Consider the following 17,689-nt stretch of genomic DNA (forward strand, 5'->3'; position numbering starts at 1 on the left):
ATGAAAGACTACAAAACATGTCAGGAAGAGCCTAATGACTGCGATCAACCCCCAAGTGATTGAGCACAAGCCTTCATTCTGGAACCGCCCACGCCTGTTCGTCGGCGCCTGTTTGGTGATAGTGGCAGGCGTCGGCGGCGCCCTCTACACCCAGGACAGCGTCAAGGCTGCCGCATTGCTGGTGAACACCACCCAGCAACCGGCCACGCAGATCGTGGCCCACAAGGATTACCTCGAAGTGCAGCCGATTGCCGCCACGGCACCGGCTCCGGACCAAAGCCTGGAACTGTGGGCCGTCCCGGCTGACGGCACGCCAGTGTCACTGGGCCTGTTGCCGGAAGACGGCAAAGGCATTATCGGCATCAACCCTCGCCAGCAGGAGTCGATCAGTAAACCGGTGACACTGATGGTCAGTTCGGAAACCAAGGGCGGCTCGGTGAGCAAGCAGCCTACGGGGCCGACGGTGTATCAGGGGGCTTTGGCGATTCGCTGAGTGACCCACGCAGGCAAAGAAGGCGACCCCCGGGGTCGCCTTTTTTTGCCCGGCGCCCTCAGGTTTTTCGCGGGCAAGCCCGCTCCTACAGTTGATCGTCATTGTGTCGGGAAATGTGTTCGGCATTGCGTCTTGCCTCGGCCAAACAAGGAAGCTTATAGTCCGGCGGTCGTCCACATGGCGATACGGGTTTGGCGACCCGAGGAATGGTGCAAAAGCGCTCTGCTTGTTTGCAGGTTCTTTTGCGTCCGCAATAGCCGCTTTATGGCGGCTGTGCGCGGGAGACCTTCGGGTCTGCCGGTCTCCATTCCCGGTTCGCCAACCTGCGTACAGCTGCCACCCATTTCGTTTGGCGACGAAATAAGTGTGCAGTCCACTCCTACTTGAATGGATTTAAAACATGAACCGTTACATGCCCTTAACCGGCCACGACTGCACCGTCCCTTCCCTGCTCATCGACACCCAGACCCCGCTGGACGTGCTCCACGACGCAGCCGCCTACCGCATCCGCGCGGTGACCCAAGTCCTGGAAAACCTCGCGTTTCGCGACACCCTCATCACCGACACCATCGTCCTCAAGGACTTCGCCCTGCTCTGCGCCATTCCGCTGCGCGACGGTTGCGATTTGATGGATGTGATCGGTCGGCGGCTGCAGGAGTAGGCATACGCCGACACTTAAGTAGTCCATTTCCGAAACACTAAAAACGTCCCTGCACGCGTCTTACCTCGCCTGCAGCGCTTTCTTATAGTCGTGCGCCTCAGTCACTTGGAGGTGCACGCGATGCAGGGACCTTACGCATTTATCAATGATCGACCACAGCCTTATCCGCTACTGAAACAACGCCTCTCGCTTAATCCTCATGTTCAAACCAAGTTCGACATCCTTAACCAACATATCCGCAACCGTGGTGTTACCTGGGCAGCCGGTGATTAATGCTGGGGAGTTGGTGGGTAAAGTTCTCTATCAGGCAGTGGTGGATTGAATGTACTTGGAATACTTTGCGGTGGGCTCATGCGCCCTCCTGCTGCTCAGCTTCCCGATCGTCTTTTCTGCCATGTACAAAAAGCTCGATGCCGCTGAGCGCTATATGCAATACAGCACCTTTATAGTCGGATACAGGTACACGTTTCGTCATAGCCACTTTGAAGGAAGGCCGCAACGCGTATTCGCTATGGCGACCGTTATTCTCATTCCGAGAATAATTCAACGCAGGGGTATGGTACTGGTTGAGGACGTTGAACAAATACCACGGCACCTCAAGTATTGGATGGTCATACCAACACTCGTTACCTGCCTCTCGCTTATAGGTATCACCATCACCGGGTTTCTTATAGAAAACTGAAATTTTATATAACAAGGGCGACCCCAGGGTCGCCCTTATCTATCGCCTACGCCGCGCTGAACAACTTATGCGGATCGATCACAAACTTCTTCGGCACACCCGCATCGAACTCGCCATAACCGCGTGGCGCGTCATCCAGGCTGATGACTTCCACACCGACGATATCGGCAATGTTGATGCGGTCCCACATGATCGCCTGCATCAACTGGCGGTTGTACTTCATCACCGGGGTTTGCCCGGTGTGGAAGCTGTGGGATTTGGCCCAGCCCAGGCCGAAACGAATGCTCAGGCTGCCCATTTTTGCAGCGGCGTCCACGGCGCCCGGATCTTCGGTCACGTACAGGCCAGGAATGCCGATTTTGCCGGCCACCCGCACCACGCCCATCAACGAGTTGAGCACAGTGGCCGGGGCCTCCGCCTTGGCACCTTCATGGCCATGGCCGCGGGCTTCGAAACCAACGGCATCGACGGCGCAGTCCACTTCGGGCTCGCCCAGCAACGCAGCGATCTGCTCATGCAGCGGCGTGTCTTTCGACAGGTCGGCAATTTCAAAACCCTGGGCCTTGGCGTGGGCCAGGCGGATCGGGTTGACGTCACCAATGATCACCACTGCGGCGCCCAATAGGCGAGCGGAAGCGGCAGCCGCCAGGCCCACCGGACCGGCACCGGCAATGTAGACGGTGCTGCCCGGGCCAACGCCCGCGGTGACTGCACCGTGGTAGCCGGTAGGCAGAATGTCGGAGAGGCAGGTCAGGTCACGGATTTTCTCCATGGCCTTGTCGCGGTTCGGCAGCTTCAGCAGGTTGAAGTCGGCGTAAGGCACCAGCACGTATTCGGCCTGGCCGCCGGTCCAGTCGCCCATGTCGACATAGCCGTAGGCGCCACCGGCACGGGCCGGGTTGACGGTCAGGCACACGCCGGTGTGCTGCTCTTTGCAGGAACGGCAACGGCCGCACGCCACGTTGAATGGCACGGACACCAGGTCGCCGATCTTCAGGTTCTCGACGTCGCTGCCCTTCTCGATCACTTCGCCGGTGATTTCATGCCCCAGGACCAGGCCGGTCTGGGCGGTGGTACGGCCGCGCACCATGTGTTGGTCGGAGCCGCAGATGTTGGTGGAGACCACGCGCAGGATGACGCCGTGTTCGATCTTCCTGCCACGGGGGTCCTGCATTTTGGGATAGTCGATTTTCTGCACTTCGACCTTGCCGTTGCCGAGATACACGACACCACGATTACCAGACATGCTTTCACCTCGCTGTTGTTTTTATGGAACCGCGTTGCCCAGGCAGGCAGCGCGTTTAAGTGCTCGGGTACAGATGCTGTTTTTGCGTTGTTAGTAATGGCCTCATCGCGGGCAAGCCCGGCTCCCACATGTTGATTTGTGAACACATTCAACTGTGGGAGCTGGCTTGCCTGCGATAGCAATCTAAAGAACGACCGTGCGATTGGCGTTCAAGAACACCCGCCGCTCAATGTGATACCCCACCGCCCGGGCCAGGGTCAGGCCTTCGATATCCCGCCCCTTGGCAATCAAGTCTTCCGGGTAGTGACTATGGTCCACCACCTCCACACCCTGGGCGATGATCGGACCTTCGTCCAGGTCGTTGTTGATGTAATGCGCGGTGGCGCCCACCAGTTTCACGCCCTTGTTGTACGCCTGGTGATACGGCTTGGCGCCCTTGAAACCGGGCAACAGGGAGTGGTGAATGTTGATGGCCTTCCCGTCGAGCTTGCGGCACAGCTCCGGCGACAGCACTTGCATGTAGCGCGCAAGGATCACCAGTTCGGCGCCCGACTCTTCGATCACCTGCCACACCTGGCGCTCCTGGGACGGTTTGTCGTTGGGGTCCAGGGGAAAATGGTAGTAGGGAATCTGGTGCCAGTCGGCCAAAGGTTTGAGGTCGGGGTGGTTGGAGACCACGGCGACCACGTCCATCGACAGTTGGCCGATGCGCTGGCGGTAGAGCAAATCGTTGAGGCAGTGGTCGGCCTTGGAGACCATGATCACCACTTTCGGCCGGTAATTCGGCGCGGTCAGTTCGAAGATCATGCCGAACGCTTCGCCGCGGGTGGCCAGGCCGTCGCGGAAGGCTTGTTCGTCGAAACCGTCGGGCTGGCGGAACTCCACGCGGATGAAGAACCGGCCCGAAAGCCGGTCATCGAAGGAGTGGTGCTCAGTGACGTAGCAGCCCTGCTCGAACAGATAGCGGGTCACCGCGTCCACCGTGCCGAGCACGCTGGGGCAGTCGGCGGTCAAAATCCATGTGTCGGGTACGCGGCTCATTGCGGGTAACTCCTCAAACAACTTCAGGCAACGCGCGCTCTGTAGGAGCCCGGCTTGCCGGCGATGACGATCTCACCGATGCCATCGCCGGCAAGCCGGGCTCCTACAGGGTAAGCGTCATATCAGGCTTCGACGGCCAGGCCATACTCAGCCGCCGCATCCTGCAACCACAGCCACCAGTAATCCGAGAAGCTGCGACGAATCACCAGCTCCCAGGTGTCTTGCGCGGTATGGCGAATCACCAGTTGCGACTTGGCGAACACCGTGCCGACGGCCTTGCCCACCGGGAAGCTGTCGGGGTGCACGTCGTAGCTGGTGGACTTCATCAGCACATCCCGCACGTTCGGGCCGCTGAGTTCCAGAATCTGCTGGCCGCCGCTGACGTTGACGATCTGGATATGCAAATCACCCAGCGCCTCGCGCAAGCTTTTCTCGGCGGCGAATTCTTCACCGCTCGGCACCACCAGCAGCCACTCATCCGGGCCAAGCCATTGCAGGCTGGTTTCGCCCTTGACGATGACGGTCAACGCGCCGGGCAATTCGATGCCCAGGGCCTTGTGCACGCCGGCCGCGAAGGCAGCGTCATGGCCGTCGCCACGAAGGGTCAGGTGGCCGAGGAGTTTCTTTTCACGCACGGTCACGCCGGCGTTCTTGCGGCCCTTGCCTACCAGGCTGGCGAGGTCGGCATGGTGCAGCGACGACTCGGCCTTGGCTCCGGAGGTGGGGCGTTGTTGGTAAACATTGGCTGCTGTCATAAAGCACCTGTTTGAATTCTGTAGGTCTTGCAGTGACTGTTCTGGCCTCATCGCGGGCAAGCCCGGCTCCCACATTTTTGAATTGTGAACACTTTCAAATGTGGGAGCTGGCTTGCCTGCGATGCAGGCGACTCGGTCGGTCAGATGTTCTGGCGTTCGCCTTTCGGGTCAAAGAACACCGAAGACACAATCTCCGCCTCGATCACGCTGCCATCCGCCAACGGTGCAAACACCCGCTCGCCGATGCGCTTCAAGCCGCCCTTCACCACGCCCATGGCAAACGAATAACCCAGGGAGTTATGGGCATAACTTGAAGTGACGTGGCCGACCATCTTCATCGGGATCGTCTGCTTGGTGTCGAACACCAACTGCGCGCCTTCCGGCAGCCACACGTTCGGGTCAATTGGCTTCAGGCCCACCAGTTGCTTGCGGTCTTCACGCACGCAATCTTCGCGATTCATCCCGCGCCAGCCGATCCACGAGAACGGTTTGGTGCGGCCTACACACCAACCCATGTTCAGGTCGTCCGGGGTCATCGAGCCGTCGGTGTCCTGGCCGACGATGATGAAACCCTTCTCGGCCCGCAGCACGTGCATGGTCTCGGTGCCGTATGGCGTCAGGTTGTATTGCTTGCCGGCCTCGACGATTTTCTCGAGCACGCCCATGGCGTAGTCGGCCTGCACGTTGACTTCGTACGACAGCTCACCGGTAAACGAAATCCGGAACACCCGCGCCGGCACGCCGCCCACCAAACCTTCTTTCCAGGTCATGAACGGGAAACCGTCCTTGTCCAGGTCGATGTCGGTGACTTCGCTCAGCAGCTTGCGGCTGTTGGGGCCGGACAGGGTCATGGTCGCCCAGTGGTCGGTGACCGAGGTGAAGTACACCTTGAGGTCTGGCCACTCGGTCTGCTGGTAGATTTCCAGCCATTGCAGCACACGCGCGGCGCCGCCGGTGGTGGTGGTCATCAGGAAGTGGTTGTCGGCGAGGCAGGCAGTTACGCCGTCGTCGAAGACCATGCCGTCTTCCTTGCACATCAGGCCGTAGCGGGCCTTGCCCACGTCGAGCTTGGTCCAGGCGTTGCTGTAGATGCGGTTGAGGAACTCGCGGGCATCCGGGCCCTGGATGTCGATCTTGCCGAGGGTAGACGCGTCCAGCAGGCCGACGCTGTCGCGCACCGCCAGGCATTCGCGTTTCACCGCGGCGTGCAGGTCTTCACCGTTGCGCGGGAAGTACCACGGGCGTTTCCATTGGCCGACGTCTTCAAACTCGGCGCCGTTTTTCACGTGCCAGGCTTGCAGCGCGGTGTAGCGCACCGGCTCGAAGATGTGCCCACAGTGGCGGCCCGCTACCGCACCGAAGGTCACCGGCGTGTAGTTGGGACGGAACATGGTGGTGCCCATCTGCGGGATGGTCACGTTCAGCGAACGGGCCGCAATGGCCAGCCCGTTGACGTTGCCGAGCTTGCCCTGGTCGGTGCCGAAGCCCAGTGCGGTGTAGCGTTTGACGTGCTCCACCGACTCGAAACCTTCGCGGGTAGCGAGTTCGATGGCGGCGGCGGTGACGTCGTTTTGCAGGTCGACAAATTGCTTCGGCGCCCGTGCGGTAGCTTTTTCGTGAGGCACCTGGAACAGCGCCAGGGTCGGCTCTTCGAGACGGCTCAAGGCTTTTGGCAGCGTTCCTTCCACCGGTGCAAAACCGGCTTCGCTGGCGGCGCGCACGCCACCTTCAAAACCGTCGGCCAGGGAGTCGCCCAGGCCGTAGACGCCGTTGATCCCACCCACGCACACACGTTTCTGCGGTGCTTCGCCCGGTACAAAACCGAGGATGTCTTCACGCCAGGTCGGCTTGCCGCCCAGGTGCGAGGCCAGGTGAACCACCGGGCTGTAGCCGCCGGAGCTGGCCACCAGGTCGCACTCCAGCCACTCGCCGGGGCTGGTGACTTTGTGGGCTTTTACATCGATGGCCGCCACGCGGGCGCCCGTGACGTGCTTGCTGCCACGGGCTTCGATCACGGCGCTGCCGGTAAGGATGCGAATGCCTTTGGCGCGGGCTTCTTCAACCAGTGCACCCCGTGGGTTGTGGCGGGCATCGGCCACAGCCACCACGGCGAGGCCTGCGTCGAACCAGTCCAGCGCAACGCGGTAGGCGTGATCGTTGTTGGTGGACAGCACCAGCTTCTTGCCCGGCGCTACGCCGTAGCGACGCACGTAAGTCGAGACTGCACCGGCCAGCATGTTGCCCGGCACGTCGTTGTTGCCGTACACCAGCGGACGCTCGCACGCACCGGTGGCCAACACGACACGCTTGGCGCGAATACGGTGGATACGCTGGCGCACCTGGCCGATCGGCGCACGGTCACCGAGGTGATCGGTGAGGCGCTCGTGAATGGTCAGGAAGTTATGGTCGTGGTAACCGTTGACGGTAGCGCGTGGCAGCAGCAGCACGTCCGGCAGGGCCTTGAGTTCCGCGATCACGCTGGCAACCCACTCGGCCGCCGGCTTGCCGTCGAGGCTTTCGCGGGAGTCCAGCAAGGAGCCGCCGAACTCTTCCTGCTCGTCCGCGATGATCACCCGGGCGCCGCTTCGCGCGGCAGCCAGGGCAGCCGACAGGCCGGCAGGGCCAGCGCCCACAATCAGCACGTCGCAATGACGGTTCATGTAGTCGTAGGTGTCCGGATCGTTCTCGGTCGGCGAGCGGCCAAGACCAGCGGCCTTACGGATGTACTTCTCGTAAGTCATCCAGAACGATTGCGGGTACATGAAGGTTTTGTAGTAGAAGCCCGGCGGCATCAGCTTGCCGCCAACCTTGCCGAGAATGCCCATCATGTCGTTGTTCACGCTCGGCCAGCCGTTGGTGCTGGTGGCGACCAAACCCTGGTACAGCGCCTGTTGCGTGGCGCGCACGTTGGGGATTTGCGTGGCTTCGGTGGCGCCGATCTGCAGCACGGCGTTGGGCTCCTCGCTACCGGCGGCGAAGATGCCGCGCGGGCGGGAATACTTGAAGCTGCGACCGATGATGTCGACGCCGTTGGCCAGCAGTGCAGCGGCCAATGTGTCGCCTTCAAAGCCTTTGTAGCTCTGGCCGTTGAAGCTGAAGGTCAGCACCTTGTTGCGGTCGATGCGGCCACCGTTGGACAGGCGATTGATCTGGCTCATACCTTCTCTCCAGAAGCCTTGGCGGTGAATTGCGGCTTGGTGCCTATCTTGTAGGTTTCAAGAATTTCGTAGGTCACGGTGTCGCGGGTCGCGTTGAAATACTGGCGGCAACCGGCGGCGTGAATCCACAGTTCGTGGTGCAGGCCGCGCGGGTTGTCGCGGAAGAACATGTAGTCGCCCCACTGCTCGTCGGTGCAGGTGTTCGGGTCCAGCGGGCGCGGGATGTGCGCTTGGCCGGACGCGTGGAATTCCTCTTCGGAGCGCAGTTCGCCACAGTGAGGACAGAAGATATGCAACATAGGGAATTTCTCCTGTTAGTGGGCGACGGCCGCAGCGCCGTGTTCGTCGATCAGCGCACCGTTGTGGAAACGGTCGATGGAGAATGGAGCGGCCAACGGGTGCATTTCACCCTTGGCGAGGCTCGCGGCAAATACGTTGCCTGAGCCTGGGGTGGCCTTGAAGCCACCGGTACCCCAACCGCAGTTGAAGAACATGTTCGGGACCGGGGTCTTGGAGATGATCGGGCAGGCATCCGGCGTGGTGTCGACGATGCCGCCCCACTGGCGGTTCATGCGCACGCGGGACAACACCGGGAACATCTCGACGATGGCCTGGATGGTGTGTTCGATCACCGGGTACGAGCCGCGCTGGCCGTAGCCGTTGTAGCCATCGATACCGGCGCCGATCACCAGGTCGCCCTTGTCGGACTGGCTGATGTAACCGTGCACGGCGTTGGACATGATCACGCTGTCGATGATGGGTTTGATCGGCTCCGACACCAACGCTTGCAGCGGGTGGGATTCGATCGGCAGGCGAAAGCCCGCCAGCGACGCCATATGGCCGGAGTTACCGGCGGTCACCACACCGACGCGCTTGGCGCCGATAAAGCCCTTGTTGGTTTCGACGCCGATGCACACGCCGTTTTCCTTGCGAAAACCGATGACTTCGGTCTGCTGGATCAGGTCCACGCCCAGTGCATCGGCGGCGCGGGCAAAGCCCCAGGCCACGGCATCGTGACGGGCCACGCCGCCGCGACGTTGCACGGTAGCGCCCATCACCGGGTAGCGGGTGTTCTTCGAGCAGTCGAGGTACGGAATCTCGTCGGCCACTTGTTTGGCGTTGAGCAACTCGCCGTCCACACCGTTGAGACGGTTGGCGCTGACGCGACGCTCGGAATCACGGATGTCCTGCAGGGTGTGGCACAGGTTGTAGACGCCACGCTGGGAGAACATCACGTTGTAGTTCAAATCCTGGGACAAGCCTTCCCAGAGTTTCATCGCGTGTTCGTACAGGTGCGCCGACTCATCCCACAGGTAGTTGGAGCGCACGATGGTGGTGTTGCGCGCGGTGTTACCGCCGCCCAGCCAGCCTTTCTCGACCACGGCCACGTTGGTGATGCCGTGCTCCTTGGCCAGGTAGTAAGCCGTCGCCAGACCATGCCCGCCGCCGCCGACGATGACCACGTCGTAGACCTTTTTCGGCGTGGGCGTGCGCCACATCTTCTGCCAGTTTTCGTGGTGGCTGAGTGAGTGCTTGAAGAGGCCGAAGCCCGAGTAGCGTTGCATAGTCATTACTCCAAAACCGCGCTCAGCGATAAACCGGGAAATCAGCGCACAGGGCGGCCACATGCTTGGCGACGTTGGCCTCCACATCGGCGTCGCCGAGGTTGTCGAGGATGTCGCAGATCCAGCCGGCAAGCGTGAGGCATTGGGTCACTTTGAAGCCGCGCGTGGTTACCGCCGGGGTGCCGATGCGCAGGCCCGAAGTCACGAAGGGCGACTGCGGGTCGTTGGGCACGGCGTTCTTGTTGACGGTGATGTGGGCGCGACCCAGGGCGGCGTCCGCCTCTTTGCCGGTGAGGCCCTGACGGATCAGGCTGACCAGGAACAGGTGGTTATCGGTGCCACCGGACACTACATCGTAGCCGCGTTTGATAAACACGCCGGCCATGGCCTGGGCGTTGTCGATCACTTGCTGTTGATAGGCCTTGAAACCCGGCTCCTGGGCTTCCTTGAAGCACACCGCCTTGCCGGCGATCACGTGCATCAGCGGGCCGCCCTGGGCGCCGGGGAAGACCGCCGAGTTGAGTTTCTTTTCAATTTCTTCGTTGGCCTTGGCCAAAATCAGCCCTCCACGCGGACCGCGAAGGGTCTTGTGGGTGGTGGTGGTGACCACATCGGCGTACGGCAGCGGGTTCGGGTACAGGCCGGCGGCAACCAGGCCGGCGACGTGGGCCATGTCGACGAACAGCAGCGCACCAACCTTGTCGGCAATCTGGCGAAAGCGCGGGAAATCCAGAGTCTTGGAGTAAGCGGAGAAACCCGCCACGATCATCTTCGGCTTGTGCTCCACGGCCAGGCGCTCGACCTCGTCGTAGTCGATCAGGCCGGTGTTGGTGTCGATGCCGTATTGCACCGCGTTGTACAGCTTGCCCGACGACGACACTTTGGCGCCGTGGGTCAGGTGACCACCGTGGGCCAGGCTCATGCCGAGGAGGGTGTCGCCGGCGTTCAACAGCGCCAGGTACACCGCGCTGTTGGCGGACGAACCGGAGTGCGGCTGCACGTTGGCGTAGTCGGCACCGAACAGTTGCTTGGCGCGCTCGATGGCCAGCACTTCAACCTTGTCCACGTGCTCGCAGCCACCGTAGTAGCGCTTGCCCGGATAACCTTCGGCGTATTTGTTGGTAAGGCCGCTGCCCTGGGCTTCCATGACGCGCTTGCTGGTGTAGTTCTCCGACGCGATCAGCTCGATATGATCTTCCTGACGCTGCTCCTCGGCATTCATGGCCGCCAGCAGTGCATCGTCATAACCCTGGATCTGGTCTTGCTTGCTGAACATCGCGTCTCTCCCGGCATTTTGTCTTGTTGAGGCTCACGCACGCGGCAGCGCCCTTTGATGCGATGGTAGGGCTGGCGCAGAGAGACCAAATGCCTACGCACGCCACGCAAAGGTGCGTTTACGACATGGCCGGAACAACACGGAAAAAATGTGGGAGCTGGCTTGTGTGGGAGCTGGCTTGCCTGCTCCCACAGGGGTCAGGCGATGATCTTGCGTACGAGTAGCAGCAGCAGGAAATGCGCCGGATAAAGCGCATACGCCCAGCGCCGCATGGCCGGCGGCGACACGTGCCTGACCTGTCGCAACAAGACCAATCCGGCCAGTGGCGCAATCAGGCATGTCGCCAATCCCAGCATCGCCACCAGCGTGCCGCTATTGAGCAGGATCTGCCATTGATTGGCAGCCAGGCACACCACTCCCGGCAACACGCTGAAATACCAAGGCCGACGAAACACCAGCAGCATCGCCAACGGCAGCAGCACGCCAAAAAAGCCGAACATCAACTGCGCCGAAAACAACCCCGCCAAAACCAGCGCGATCAACGCCAATCCTCGATCAATGACCGCCTTCTGCTGCCATCCCCTGGCAACCAGCAGGCCCAGCGCCAGGGTCGGCAGCACGTTCAGCGTGTCGGCGTCGTCAATGAACAGCCGGTACGGCACTTCACTGATCACGCTGAACAACAGCAACCAGCCCAAGTAGCGCCACTGGCCAGTCACCGGCGCATCCTTTACCCGGTGCAGATTCGCCGCAATCGCCAGGCAAAACCACGGGAACGCCAGGCGCCCCGGCACGTACAGCCCGTCCAGGCTCAAACCGACATAACGCAGGTGGTCCAGCACCATGCAGAGCAGCGCCAGCCACTTGAGCAGATCCAGGGTCCCATCGCGGACGCGGCTTACAGGAAGGCTTTCAGAACCGTGCATAATTCCCCACTGACTTTGCATTAACAGTGCGTGCGCCCGCCCGACAATCTTGGGTAAAGTGCGCACCAACATCGACCACAGGACTGGGCCATGACTGACAAGAGCCAACAATTCGCCAGCGACAACTATTCCGGTATCTGCCCGGAAGCCTGGGCCGCCATGGAACTCGCCAACCAGGGCCATCAACGCGCCTACGGCGATGATGAATGGACCCACCGCGCCGCCGACGGTTTCCGCAAACTGTTCGAAACCGACTGCGAAGTGTTCTTCGCGTTCAACGGCACCGCCGCCAACTCCCTGGCCCTGTCTTCACTGTGCCAGAGCTACCATAGCGTGATTTGCTCGGAAACCGCCCACGTCGAAACCGACGAATGCGGCGCGCCGGAGTTTTTCTCCAACGGCTCCAAGCTGCTCACCGCCCGCACTGAAAACGGCAAGCTGACCCCGGAGTCGATCCGCGAGATCGCCCTCAAGCGTCAGGACATTCACTATCCAAAGCCCCGCGTCGTGACCCTGACCCAGGCCACCGAAGTCGGCAGCGTGTACACCCCGGAAGAAATCCGCGCCATCAGCGTCACCTGCAAGGAACTGGGGCTGAACCTGCACATGGACGGCGCACGCTTCTCCAACGCCTGCGCCTTCCTCGGCTGCTCGCCTGCCGACCTGACCTGGAAAGCCGGGGTCGACGTGCTGTGCTTTGGCGGCACCAAGAACGGCATGGCCGTGGGTGAAGCGATCCTGTTCTTCAACCACAAGCTGGCCGAAGACTTCGACTACCGCTGCAAACAGGCCGGGCAGCTTGCATCAAAGATGCGCTTCCTCTCGGCCCCGTGGGTGGGCCTGCTGGAAAACGACGCCTGGCTCAAACACGCCCGCCACGCCAACCACTGCGCGCAGTTGCTCAGCAGCCTGGTGGCCGACATTCCCGGCGTGGAATTGATGTTCCCGGTGCAGGCCAACGGCGTGTTCCTGCAACTCTCGGAACCGGCGATTGCGGCCCTGACGGCCAAGGGCTGGCGCTTCTACACCTTCATCGGCAAAGGCGGCGCGCGCTTCATGTGTGCGTGGGATACCGAGGAAGAGCGCGTAAGAGAACTGGCCGCCGATATTCGGGAAGTGATGAGCGCCTAAAGTAGGAATCAAGCCAATGAATACTGGCGGATTGCCGAGACTGTTTTTTGATATTTCTGACAGCAGCTAACCGTAGTTTCATTGACTAGCCTCTTGGAACCCGGAAGGAAAGGCCGCCTTTCGGGATCAACCGCCTGCCGAACAATCGGCCGGAAACGGAAATCCAGCAGAGGGCAATACCATGGAAATTCAAAGCTACGGCATCAACCTGCAAGGCGAAGGCACTGTCAGCACCACGGTTATCGACTGGGATGAATTCAGGAAGTCGGCAAAAGTCGGTGACACCATCAGGGAACCCTTCAGAACCCTGAAAATCACCGACAAAGTCTATGAATTGACAGCGTCAGGCCAGCACTTCGTCGTCCACATCTACGCCCAATAACCTCTAACCGATCGCTCCCACGCTCTGCGTGGGGGCGATCAAAGTGCAGGGTTAGAACTCGATACGCACATCACCCTTCGGCACGCTGCAGCACGACAGGATGTAACCCTCGGCTTCGTCTTCCTCGGTGATCCCGCCGTTGTGGTCCATCTCGACCTCCCCGCCCAGCTTCATCACCTTGCACGTACCGCAAATCCCCATGCCGCAGGCTTTCGGAATCAGCAGGCCCAGTTTGGCGGCCGCTGCATGCACAGTTTCACCCGGCGCAACGCGGATGCTCTTGCCAGAGGCAATGAACTCCACCTGATGCAAGTCCGCCAGGTCGATTTCCGGTGCATCCGCCGCTTGTTCGGCTTGCTCTACCGCGTCGGCACGGGCTTCCGGTGGCGTGGCACCGAAGGACTCTTCGTGGTACCGCGCCATGTCGAAACCGGAGGCTTCCAGCAGGCGTTTCACCGCATTCATGTACGGCGTAGGGCCGCAGCAGAAGACTTCGCGCTCCAGGAAGTCCGGCACCATCAGTTCGAGCATCTTGTGGTTCAAGTAGCCGCGATAACCGGCCCACGGCTCGCCAAGACCATGCTTTTCGCAGATCAGGTGCAGGCTGAAGTTATCGATCCGCGACGCCATGTGCTCCAGCTCGCGGTGGTAAATGATGTCTTTCGGCGAGCGGGCGCTGTGGATAAACGTCATGTCGACGTTGGCGTTGGTGTCGTAGAACCAGCGTGCCATGGACATCACCGGGGTAATCCCCACACCGCCACTGAGGTACAGCACTTTCGGGCTCGGGAAGTCGATGGCGTTGAACAGGCCCACCGGCCCGTGCACCGCCAGTTCCTGGCCTTCGTGCAAGGTGTCATGCAACCAGTTGGACACCCGGCCGCCGGGCACGCGCTTGATGGTCACCGAAAAGCTGTAAGGCACCGAGGGCGAGCTGGAAATGGTGTAGGAACGCATGATCGGCTGGCCTTCGATCTCCAGCTCCAGGGTGACGAACTGCCCCGGCTTGAAAAAGAACAGGATCGGCTGGTCGGCCATAAAGCAGAAGGTGCGCACGTCCCAGGTTTCCTGGATGACTTTGACGCAACGGACGATGTGCCGACCATTGGCCCAGGTCTGGGTAGTTACCGGATTCAGGAAGCTGTTGGACATGCTGTTCTCCACCGCCGAAGGTCGGCCTTATGGTGGCGATTCTGCGTAACGCGCGAACCACCCATTTACCTATCTGCGACATTCACATACTTATCGCGACCAGCCCCCATACCACGGGGGTTGCGCGTCGGGAACAGAGTGGGCCATGTCGCTCATGGATAAGGTTCCGGCCTGCGCCGGCCCCACACTCGCTTCACATAAAGACGCTTTCTTTACGCCTTGCATAGCACCAACCGTAGCCACTATTCGCCGGCCACACAGAATGGCCATGAGGACACACACGATGGACGTCACCGCAACCTTAAGCTTGGGCGATCCGCTGGAACCCGCACGCAAGGCCACCGCGCAAATGCTGCAAGAGCGCGAGCGCACCTTTTCGCTGCCGCAGCCGTTTTACTCTGATGAGCGGCTGTTCGATATCGACATGCAGGAAATTTTCCAGAAAGAGTGGTTGATCGCCGGCATGACCTGCGAGATCCCAGCCAAAGGCAACTACATCACCCTGCAGGTGGGCAAAAACCCGATCATCGTGATCCGCGGCGCCGATGGCGTGGTGCATGCGTTCCATAACGTGTGCCGCCATCGCGGTTCGCGCTTGTGCACCAGCGACAAGGGCAAGGTTGCCAAGCTGGTGTGCCATTACCACCAGTGGACGTACGAGCTGGACGGCCGCCTGCTGTTCGCCGGCACCGAGATGGGCGCCGACTTCGACATGAAGCAGTACGGCTTGAAGCCTGTGAACGTGAAGACCGCCGGTGGCTATATCTTCATCAGCCTGTCTTCGACTCCGCCGGCCATCGACGACTTCCTGTCGACGCTGAGCCACTACATGGAACCCTACGACATGGAAAACACCAAGGTGGCGATCCAGACCACCTTGTTCGAAAAAGCCAACTGGAAGCTGGTGCTGGAAAACAACCGCGAGTGCTACCACTGCAACGCGTCGCACCCGGAGCTGTTGAAAACCCTGCTGGAATGGGACGACGTCACCGACCCACGGGCCGACCAGGCCTTCAAGGATCACGTGGCCGCCTCCGCTGCTGCCTGGGACGCCGAGAAGATCCCTTACGCCCACGCCAGCTTCGGCCTGCGTAACCGCATCGTGCGCATGCCGCTGCTCAAGGGCACCGTGTCGATGACCCTCGACGGCAAGCAGGGCTGCAACAAGCTGATGGGTCGCATCAAGAACCCGGACCTGGGCTCGATGCGCATCCTACACCTGCCGCACTCGTGGAACCACTGTATGGGCGACCACATCATCGTGTTCACCGTGTGGCCGATCAGCGCCCAGGAAACCATGGTCACCACCAAATGGATCGTGCACAAGGACGCCGTGGAAGGTGTGGACTACGACGTGGAGCGCATGCGCAAAGTGTGGGACGCCACCAACGACCAGGACCGTCGCCTGGCCGAAGAGAACCAGCGCGGCATCAACTCCACCGCCTACCAGCCGGGGCCGTACTCCAAGACCTATGAGTTTGGCGTAGTGAACTTTGTGGACTGGTACAGCGAGCGGATGCTGAGCAATCTGGGGGCGGCGCCGGCGCCTTACCTGAAAGGCGTGGCCGTACATGAGTAAACCGCTGACACGCGGCTGATCAAAATGTGGGAGCCGGGCTTGCCCGCGATAGCGATTTAACATTCAACCCTTCTGTTGGCTGTTACTCCGTCATCGCGGGCAAGCCCGGCTCCCACAATAGTTTGTGGCTGTACATAATTCATGCAACACCCTGACAGACCAGTTCCGCCCTGCCCTCCAGCCATTGCCCAACAACTTATCCACAGAGCCACCCACAGCAATTGTGGGCAACTGCGCTTTCCTATCGAAATAAAATCAAGAAAATCCGTGACTTATTCAAACGGCCGGGTTTTATCCCGCATTGATCATTTTTTGATCTAAAGCCTGAAAGCCACGTTCTGTATGGGCTACAGAGGAACGCAAACACCTTATCCACAGAAGCGCCAACAGACTTTGGGGGCAACTTTGGCCTGTCTGTGGAAAACCGCCTGTGAATGAGTGAAATCGCGGGTTTGAGAGGGAAAACCAGCGAAAAAGACGATATTGATCATATTTTGATCAAACAACTACAGGCCACGGTTTATAAGGCATACAGCGGATAGCGAACATCTTATCCACAGAAGCACCAACAGACTTTGGGGGCAAGTGTGCGCCGGGCATTTTCCTTATCCACAGAAAAACCCAAGGAAAAACCGGCAGTTAGGTTGGTTGTTTTTCGTACAGAGGGCTGCAGGGCTTGATTTGCATGGGGTGTGGACAGCGGCGAACAGGTTATCCACAGCTGGGTTAACAGGGATTGTGGGTAAACCCACAAATCTCCTGTAGGAGCGAGCTTGCTCGCGAAAAACGTCAACGATAACGCAGCGTGTCAGGTTTAACGCGGAGGTCTCAGGCTCTTCGCGAGCAAGCTCGCTCCTACAAGGGGTCAGCGAACGACACCTTCTTCTATAAGCAATTTAAGGATGGCCTGGGCACCGTCTTGCGGGCTGACACCCTTGAGCACCTGCCCACCACCACCACTGGCCTTGGCCGTGGCCGCCTTCATCCTGTCCGCACCGCTCTTGGCCTTGATTACCTTGAGGCGCTTGGGCCGTGGCTTGGCCGGCTGCAACACAGCACCTGTGAATAACTCATCCTCCAACACCTCAACATCATGCGCCTCCAGCACCCCGCGCTGAGCCGGGCCGTAGGCGCTTTGCCGTGGCTTGGGCGCCGCGTTATCCACCGTGGCCAGAAACGGCAGGCGCACCTTCAGGCGTCGCCGCTGGCCACGTGGCAGCGCTTGCAGCACGTGAGCCACGCCGCCCTCGATGGATTCCACCTGGGCCAGGCCGACAATCAGCGGCCAGCCCAATTGCTCGGCCAGCAGGAACGGCAACATGCCCGAGCCTTCACCGGTTTCCGCCTGGCTGCCGGTGAGCACCACTTGGGCGCCCGCGTCCCGCAGATAGTCGCTGAGCACCGGCAAGGCGTCCGCCCCGGCCGGTTGCTCAAGTACATGCATCTGCGCCAACCCCATGCCCAGGTAGGCGCGCAGCGTCGGCTCGCCGATGTCGCCGGCGTGCAGCACTTGCAGGTTATCCCCAGCCAGTTGCAGGCCCAGTTCTACCGCACGGGCATCTTGCTCCGCGCGGCGCGGGCGGCCGGACGTCGGGTGGGCGCCGATGGACACCAGGCTGATTACATTCGTGGTCATGGCCAT

16 protein-coding genes are annotated in these 17,689 nt (G+C 60.6%); 5 read left to right on the top strand and 11 right to left on the bottom strand.

Features of this window, described 5'->3' with window-relative positions; translation table 11 throughout:
- The first annotated feature begins 34 nt into the window (after positions 1–34).
- Both V3W39_RS19125 and V3W39_RS19130 read left to right on the top strand, forming a co-directional pair.
- The gene (locus tag V3W39_RS19125; RefSeq protein ID WP_003209196.1) at positions 35–493 is read left to right on the top strand and encodes an anti-sigma factor domain-containing protein; all 459 of its coding nucleotides are present in this window, start codon (positions 35–37) and stop codon (positions 491–493) included.
- A gap of 412 nt (positions 494–905) precedes the next feature.
- Complete coding sequence (locus V3W39_RS19130) at positions 906–1,154, top strand: hypothetical protein (protein ID WP_258342535.1); 249 nt, start codon at positions 906–908, stop codon at positions 1,152–1,154.
- 349 nt (positions 1,155–1,503) lie between these two features.
- On the opposite strand, the gene V3W39_RS19135 is transcribed toward V3W39_RS19130, so the two are convergent.
- From V3W39_RS19135 to V3W39_RS19175, 9 genes are all read right to left on the bottom strand, one after another.
- Complete coding sequence (locus V3W39_RS19135) at positions 1,504–1,851, bottom strand: hypothetical protein (protein ID WP_177043194.1); 348 nt, start codon at positions 1,849–1,851, stop codon at positions 1,504–1,506.
- A 31-nt stretch (positions 1,852–1,882) separates the two neighbouring features.
- Positions 1,883–3,082, bottom strand: a complete 1,200-nt coding sequence (fdhA, locus tag V3W39_RS19140; RefSeq protein ID WP_177043193.1) for a formaldehyde dehydrogenase, glutathione-independent — start codon at positions 3,080–3,082, stop codon at positions 1,883–1,885.
- Positions 3,083–3,265: 183 nt separating this feature from the next.
- Complete coding sequence (gene purU / locus V3W39_RS19145) at positions 3,266–4,123, bottom strand: formyltetrahydrofolate deformylase (RefSeq protein ID WP_003209192.1); 858 nt, start codon at positions 4,121–4,123, stop codon at positions 3,266–3,268.
- A 122-nt stretch (positions 4,124–4,245) separates the two neighbouring features.
- The gene (locus tag V3W39_RS19150) at positions 4,246–4,878 is read right to left on the bottom strand and encodes a sarcosine oxidase subunit gamma (RefSeq protein ID WP_330213129.1); all 633 of its coding nucleotides are present in this window, start codon (positions 4,876–4,878) and stop codon (positions 4,246–4,248) included.
- Positions 4,879–5,018: 140 nt separating this feature from the next.
- Positions 5,019–8,036 (bottom strand): sarcosine oxidase subunit alpha, encoded by a 3,018-nt coding sequence (locus V3W39_RS19155; RefSeq protein ID WP_294737081.1) that lies wholly within the window; start codon positions 8,034–8,036, stop codon positions 5,019–5,021.
- A complete protein-coding gene (locus V3W39_RS19160) occupies positions 8,033–8,335 on the bottom strand; it encodes a sarcosine oxidase subunit delta (protein WP_088423301.1) in 303 nt (100 codons plus the stop codon). The genes V3W39_RS19155 and V3W39_RS19160 overlap by 4 nt, the downstream gene beginning before the upstream one ends.
- A gap of 15 nt (positions 8,336–8,350) precedes the next feature.
- Positions 8,351–9,601, bottom strand: a complete 1,251-nt coding sequence (locus V3W39_RS19165; protein ID WP_003209185.1) for a sarcosine oxidase subunit beta — start codon at positions 9,599–9,601, stop codon at positions 8,351–8,353.
- 22 nt (positions 9,602–9,623) lie between these two features.
- Positions 9,624–10,877 carry a serine hydroxymethyltransferase gene (gene glyA / locus V3W39_RS19170; protein ID WP_330213130.1) on the bottom strand — a complete coding sequence of 418 codons (1,254 nt, stop codon included), beginning with the start codon at positions 10,875–10,877 and terminating at the stop codon, positions 9,624–9,626.
- A 197-nt stretch (positions 10,878–11,074) separates the two neighbouring features.
- Positions 11,075–11,803: a TraX family protein gene (locus V3W39_RS19175; RefSeq protein ID WP_330213131.1), complete on the bottom strand. Its 729-nt coding sequence runs from the start codon at positions 11,801–11,803 to the stop codon at positions 11,075–11,077.
- Between the two features lie 90 nt (positions 11,804–11,893).
- Here V3W39_RS19175 and V3W39_RS19180 point away from each other — a divergent pair, with 90 nt between their 5' ends.
- A complete protein-coding gene (locus V3W39_RS19180) occupies positions 11,894–12,934 on the top strand; it encodes a threonine aldolase family protein (RefSeq protein ID WP_010167499.1) in 1,041 nt (346 codons plus the stop codon).
- A gap of 181 nt (positions 12,935–13,115) precedes the next feature.
- The gene (locus V3W39_RS19185) at positions 13,116–13,316 is read left to right on the top strand and encodes a hypothetical protein (protein WP_177043187.1); all 201 of its coding nucleotides are present in this window, start codon (positions 13,116–13,118) and stop codon (positions 13,314–13,316) included.
- Between the two features lie 51 nt (positions 13,317–13,367).
- Here V3W39_RS19185 and gbcB read toward each other — a convergent pair whose 3' ends face one another.
- On the bottom strand, positions 13,368–14,468 hold the full coding sequence (gbcB, locus tag V3W39_RS19190) for a glycine-betaine demethylase subunit GbcB (protein WP_010167504.1): 1,101 nt from the start codon (positions 14,466–14,468) through the stop codon (positions 13,368–13,370).
- A 283-nt stretch (positions 14,469–14,751) separates the two neighbouring features.
- Here gbcB and gbcA point away from each other — a divergent pair, with 283 nt between their 5' ends.
- Positions 14,752–16,047, top strand: coding sequence for a glycine-betaine demethylase subunit GbcA (gbcA, locus tag V3W39_RS19195; RefSeq protein WP_177027994.1), 1,296 nt, complete (start codon positions 14,752–14,754; stop codon positions 16,045–16,047).
- An 865-nt stretch (positions 16,048–16,912) separates the two neighbouring features.
- Here gbcA and etfB read toward each other — a convergent pair.
- Entirely contained in the window at positions 16,913–17,683 is a 771-nt protein-coding gene (gene etfB / locus V3W39_RS19200; protein ID WP_177043185.1) for an electron transfer flavoprotein subunit beta, read from the bottom strand.
- Positions 17,684–17,689 lie beyond the last annotated feature (6 nt).

The organism is Pseudomonas sp. Z18(2022), from assembly GCF_036346535.1.
Lineage (GTDB): Bacteria > Pseudomonadota > Gammaproteobacteria > Pseudomonadales > Pseudomonadaceae > Aquipseudomonas > Aquipseudomonas yamanorum_A.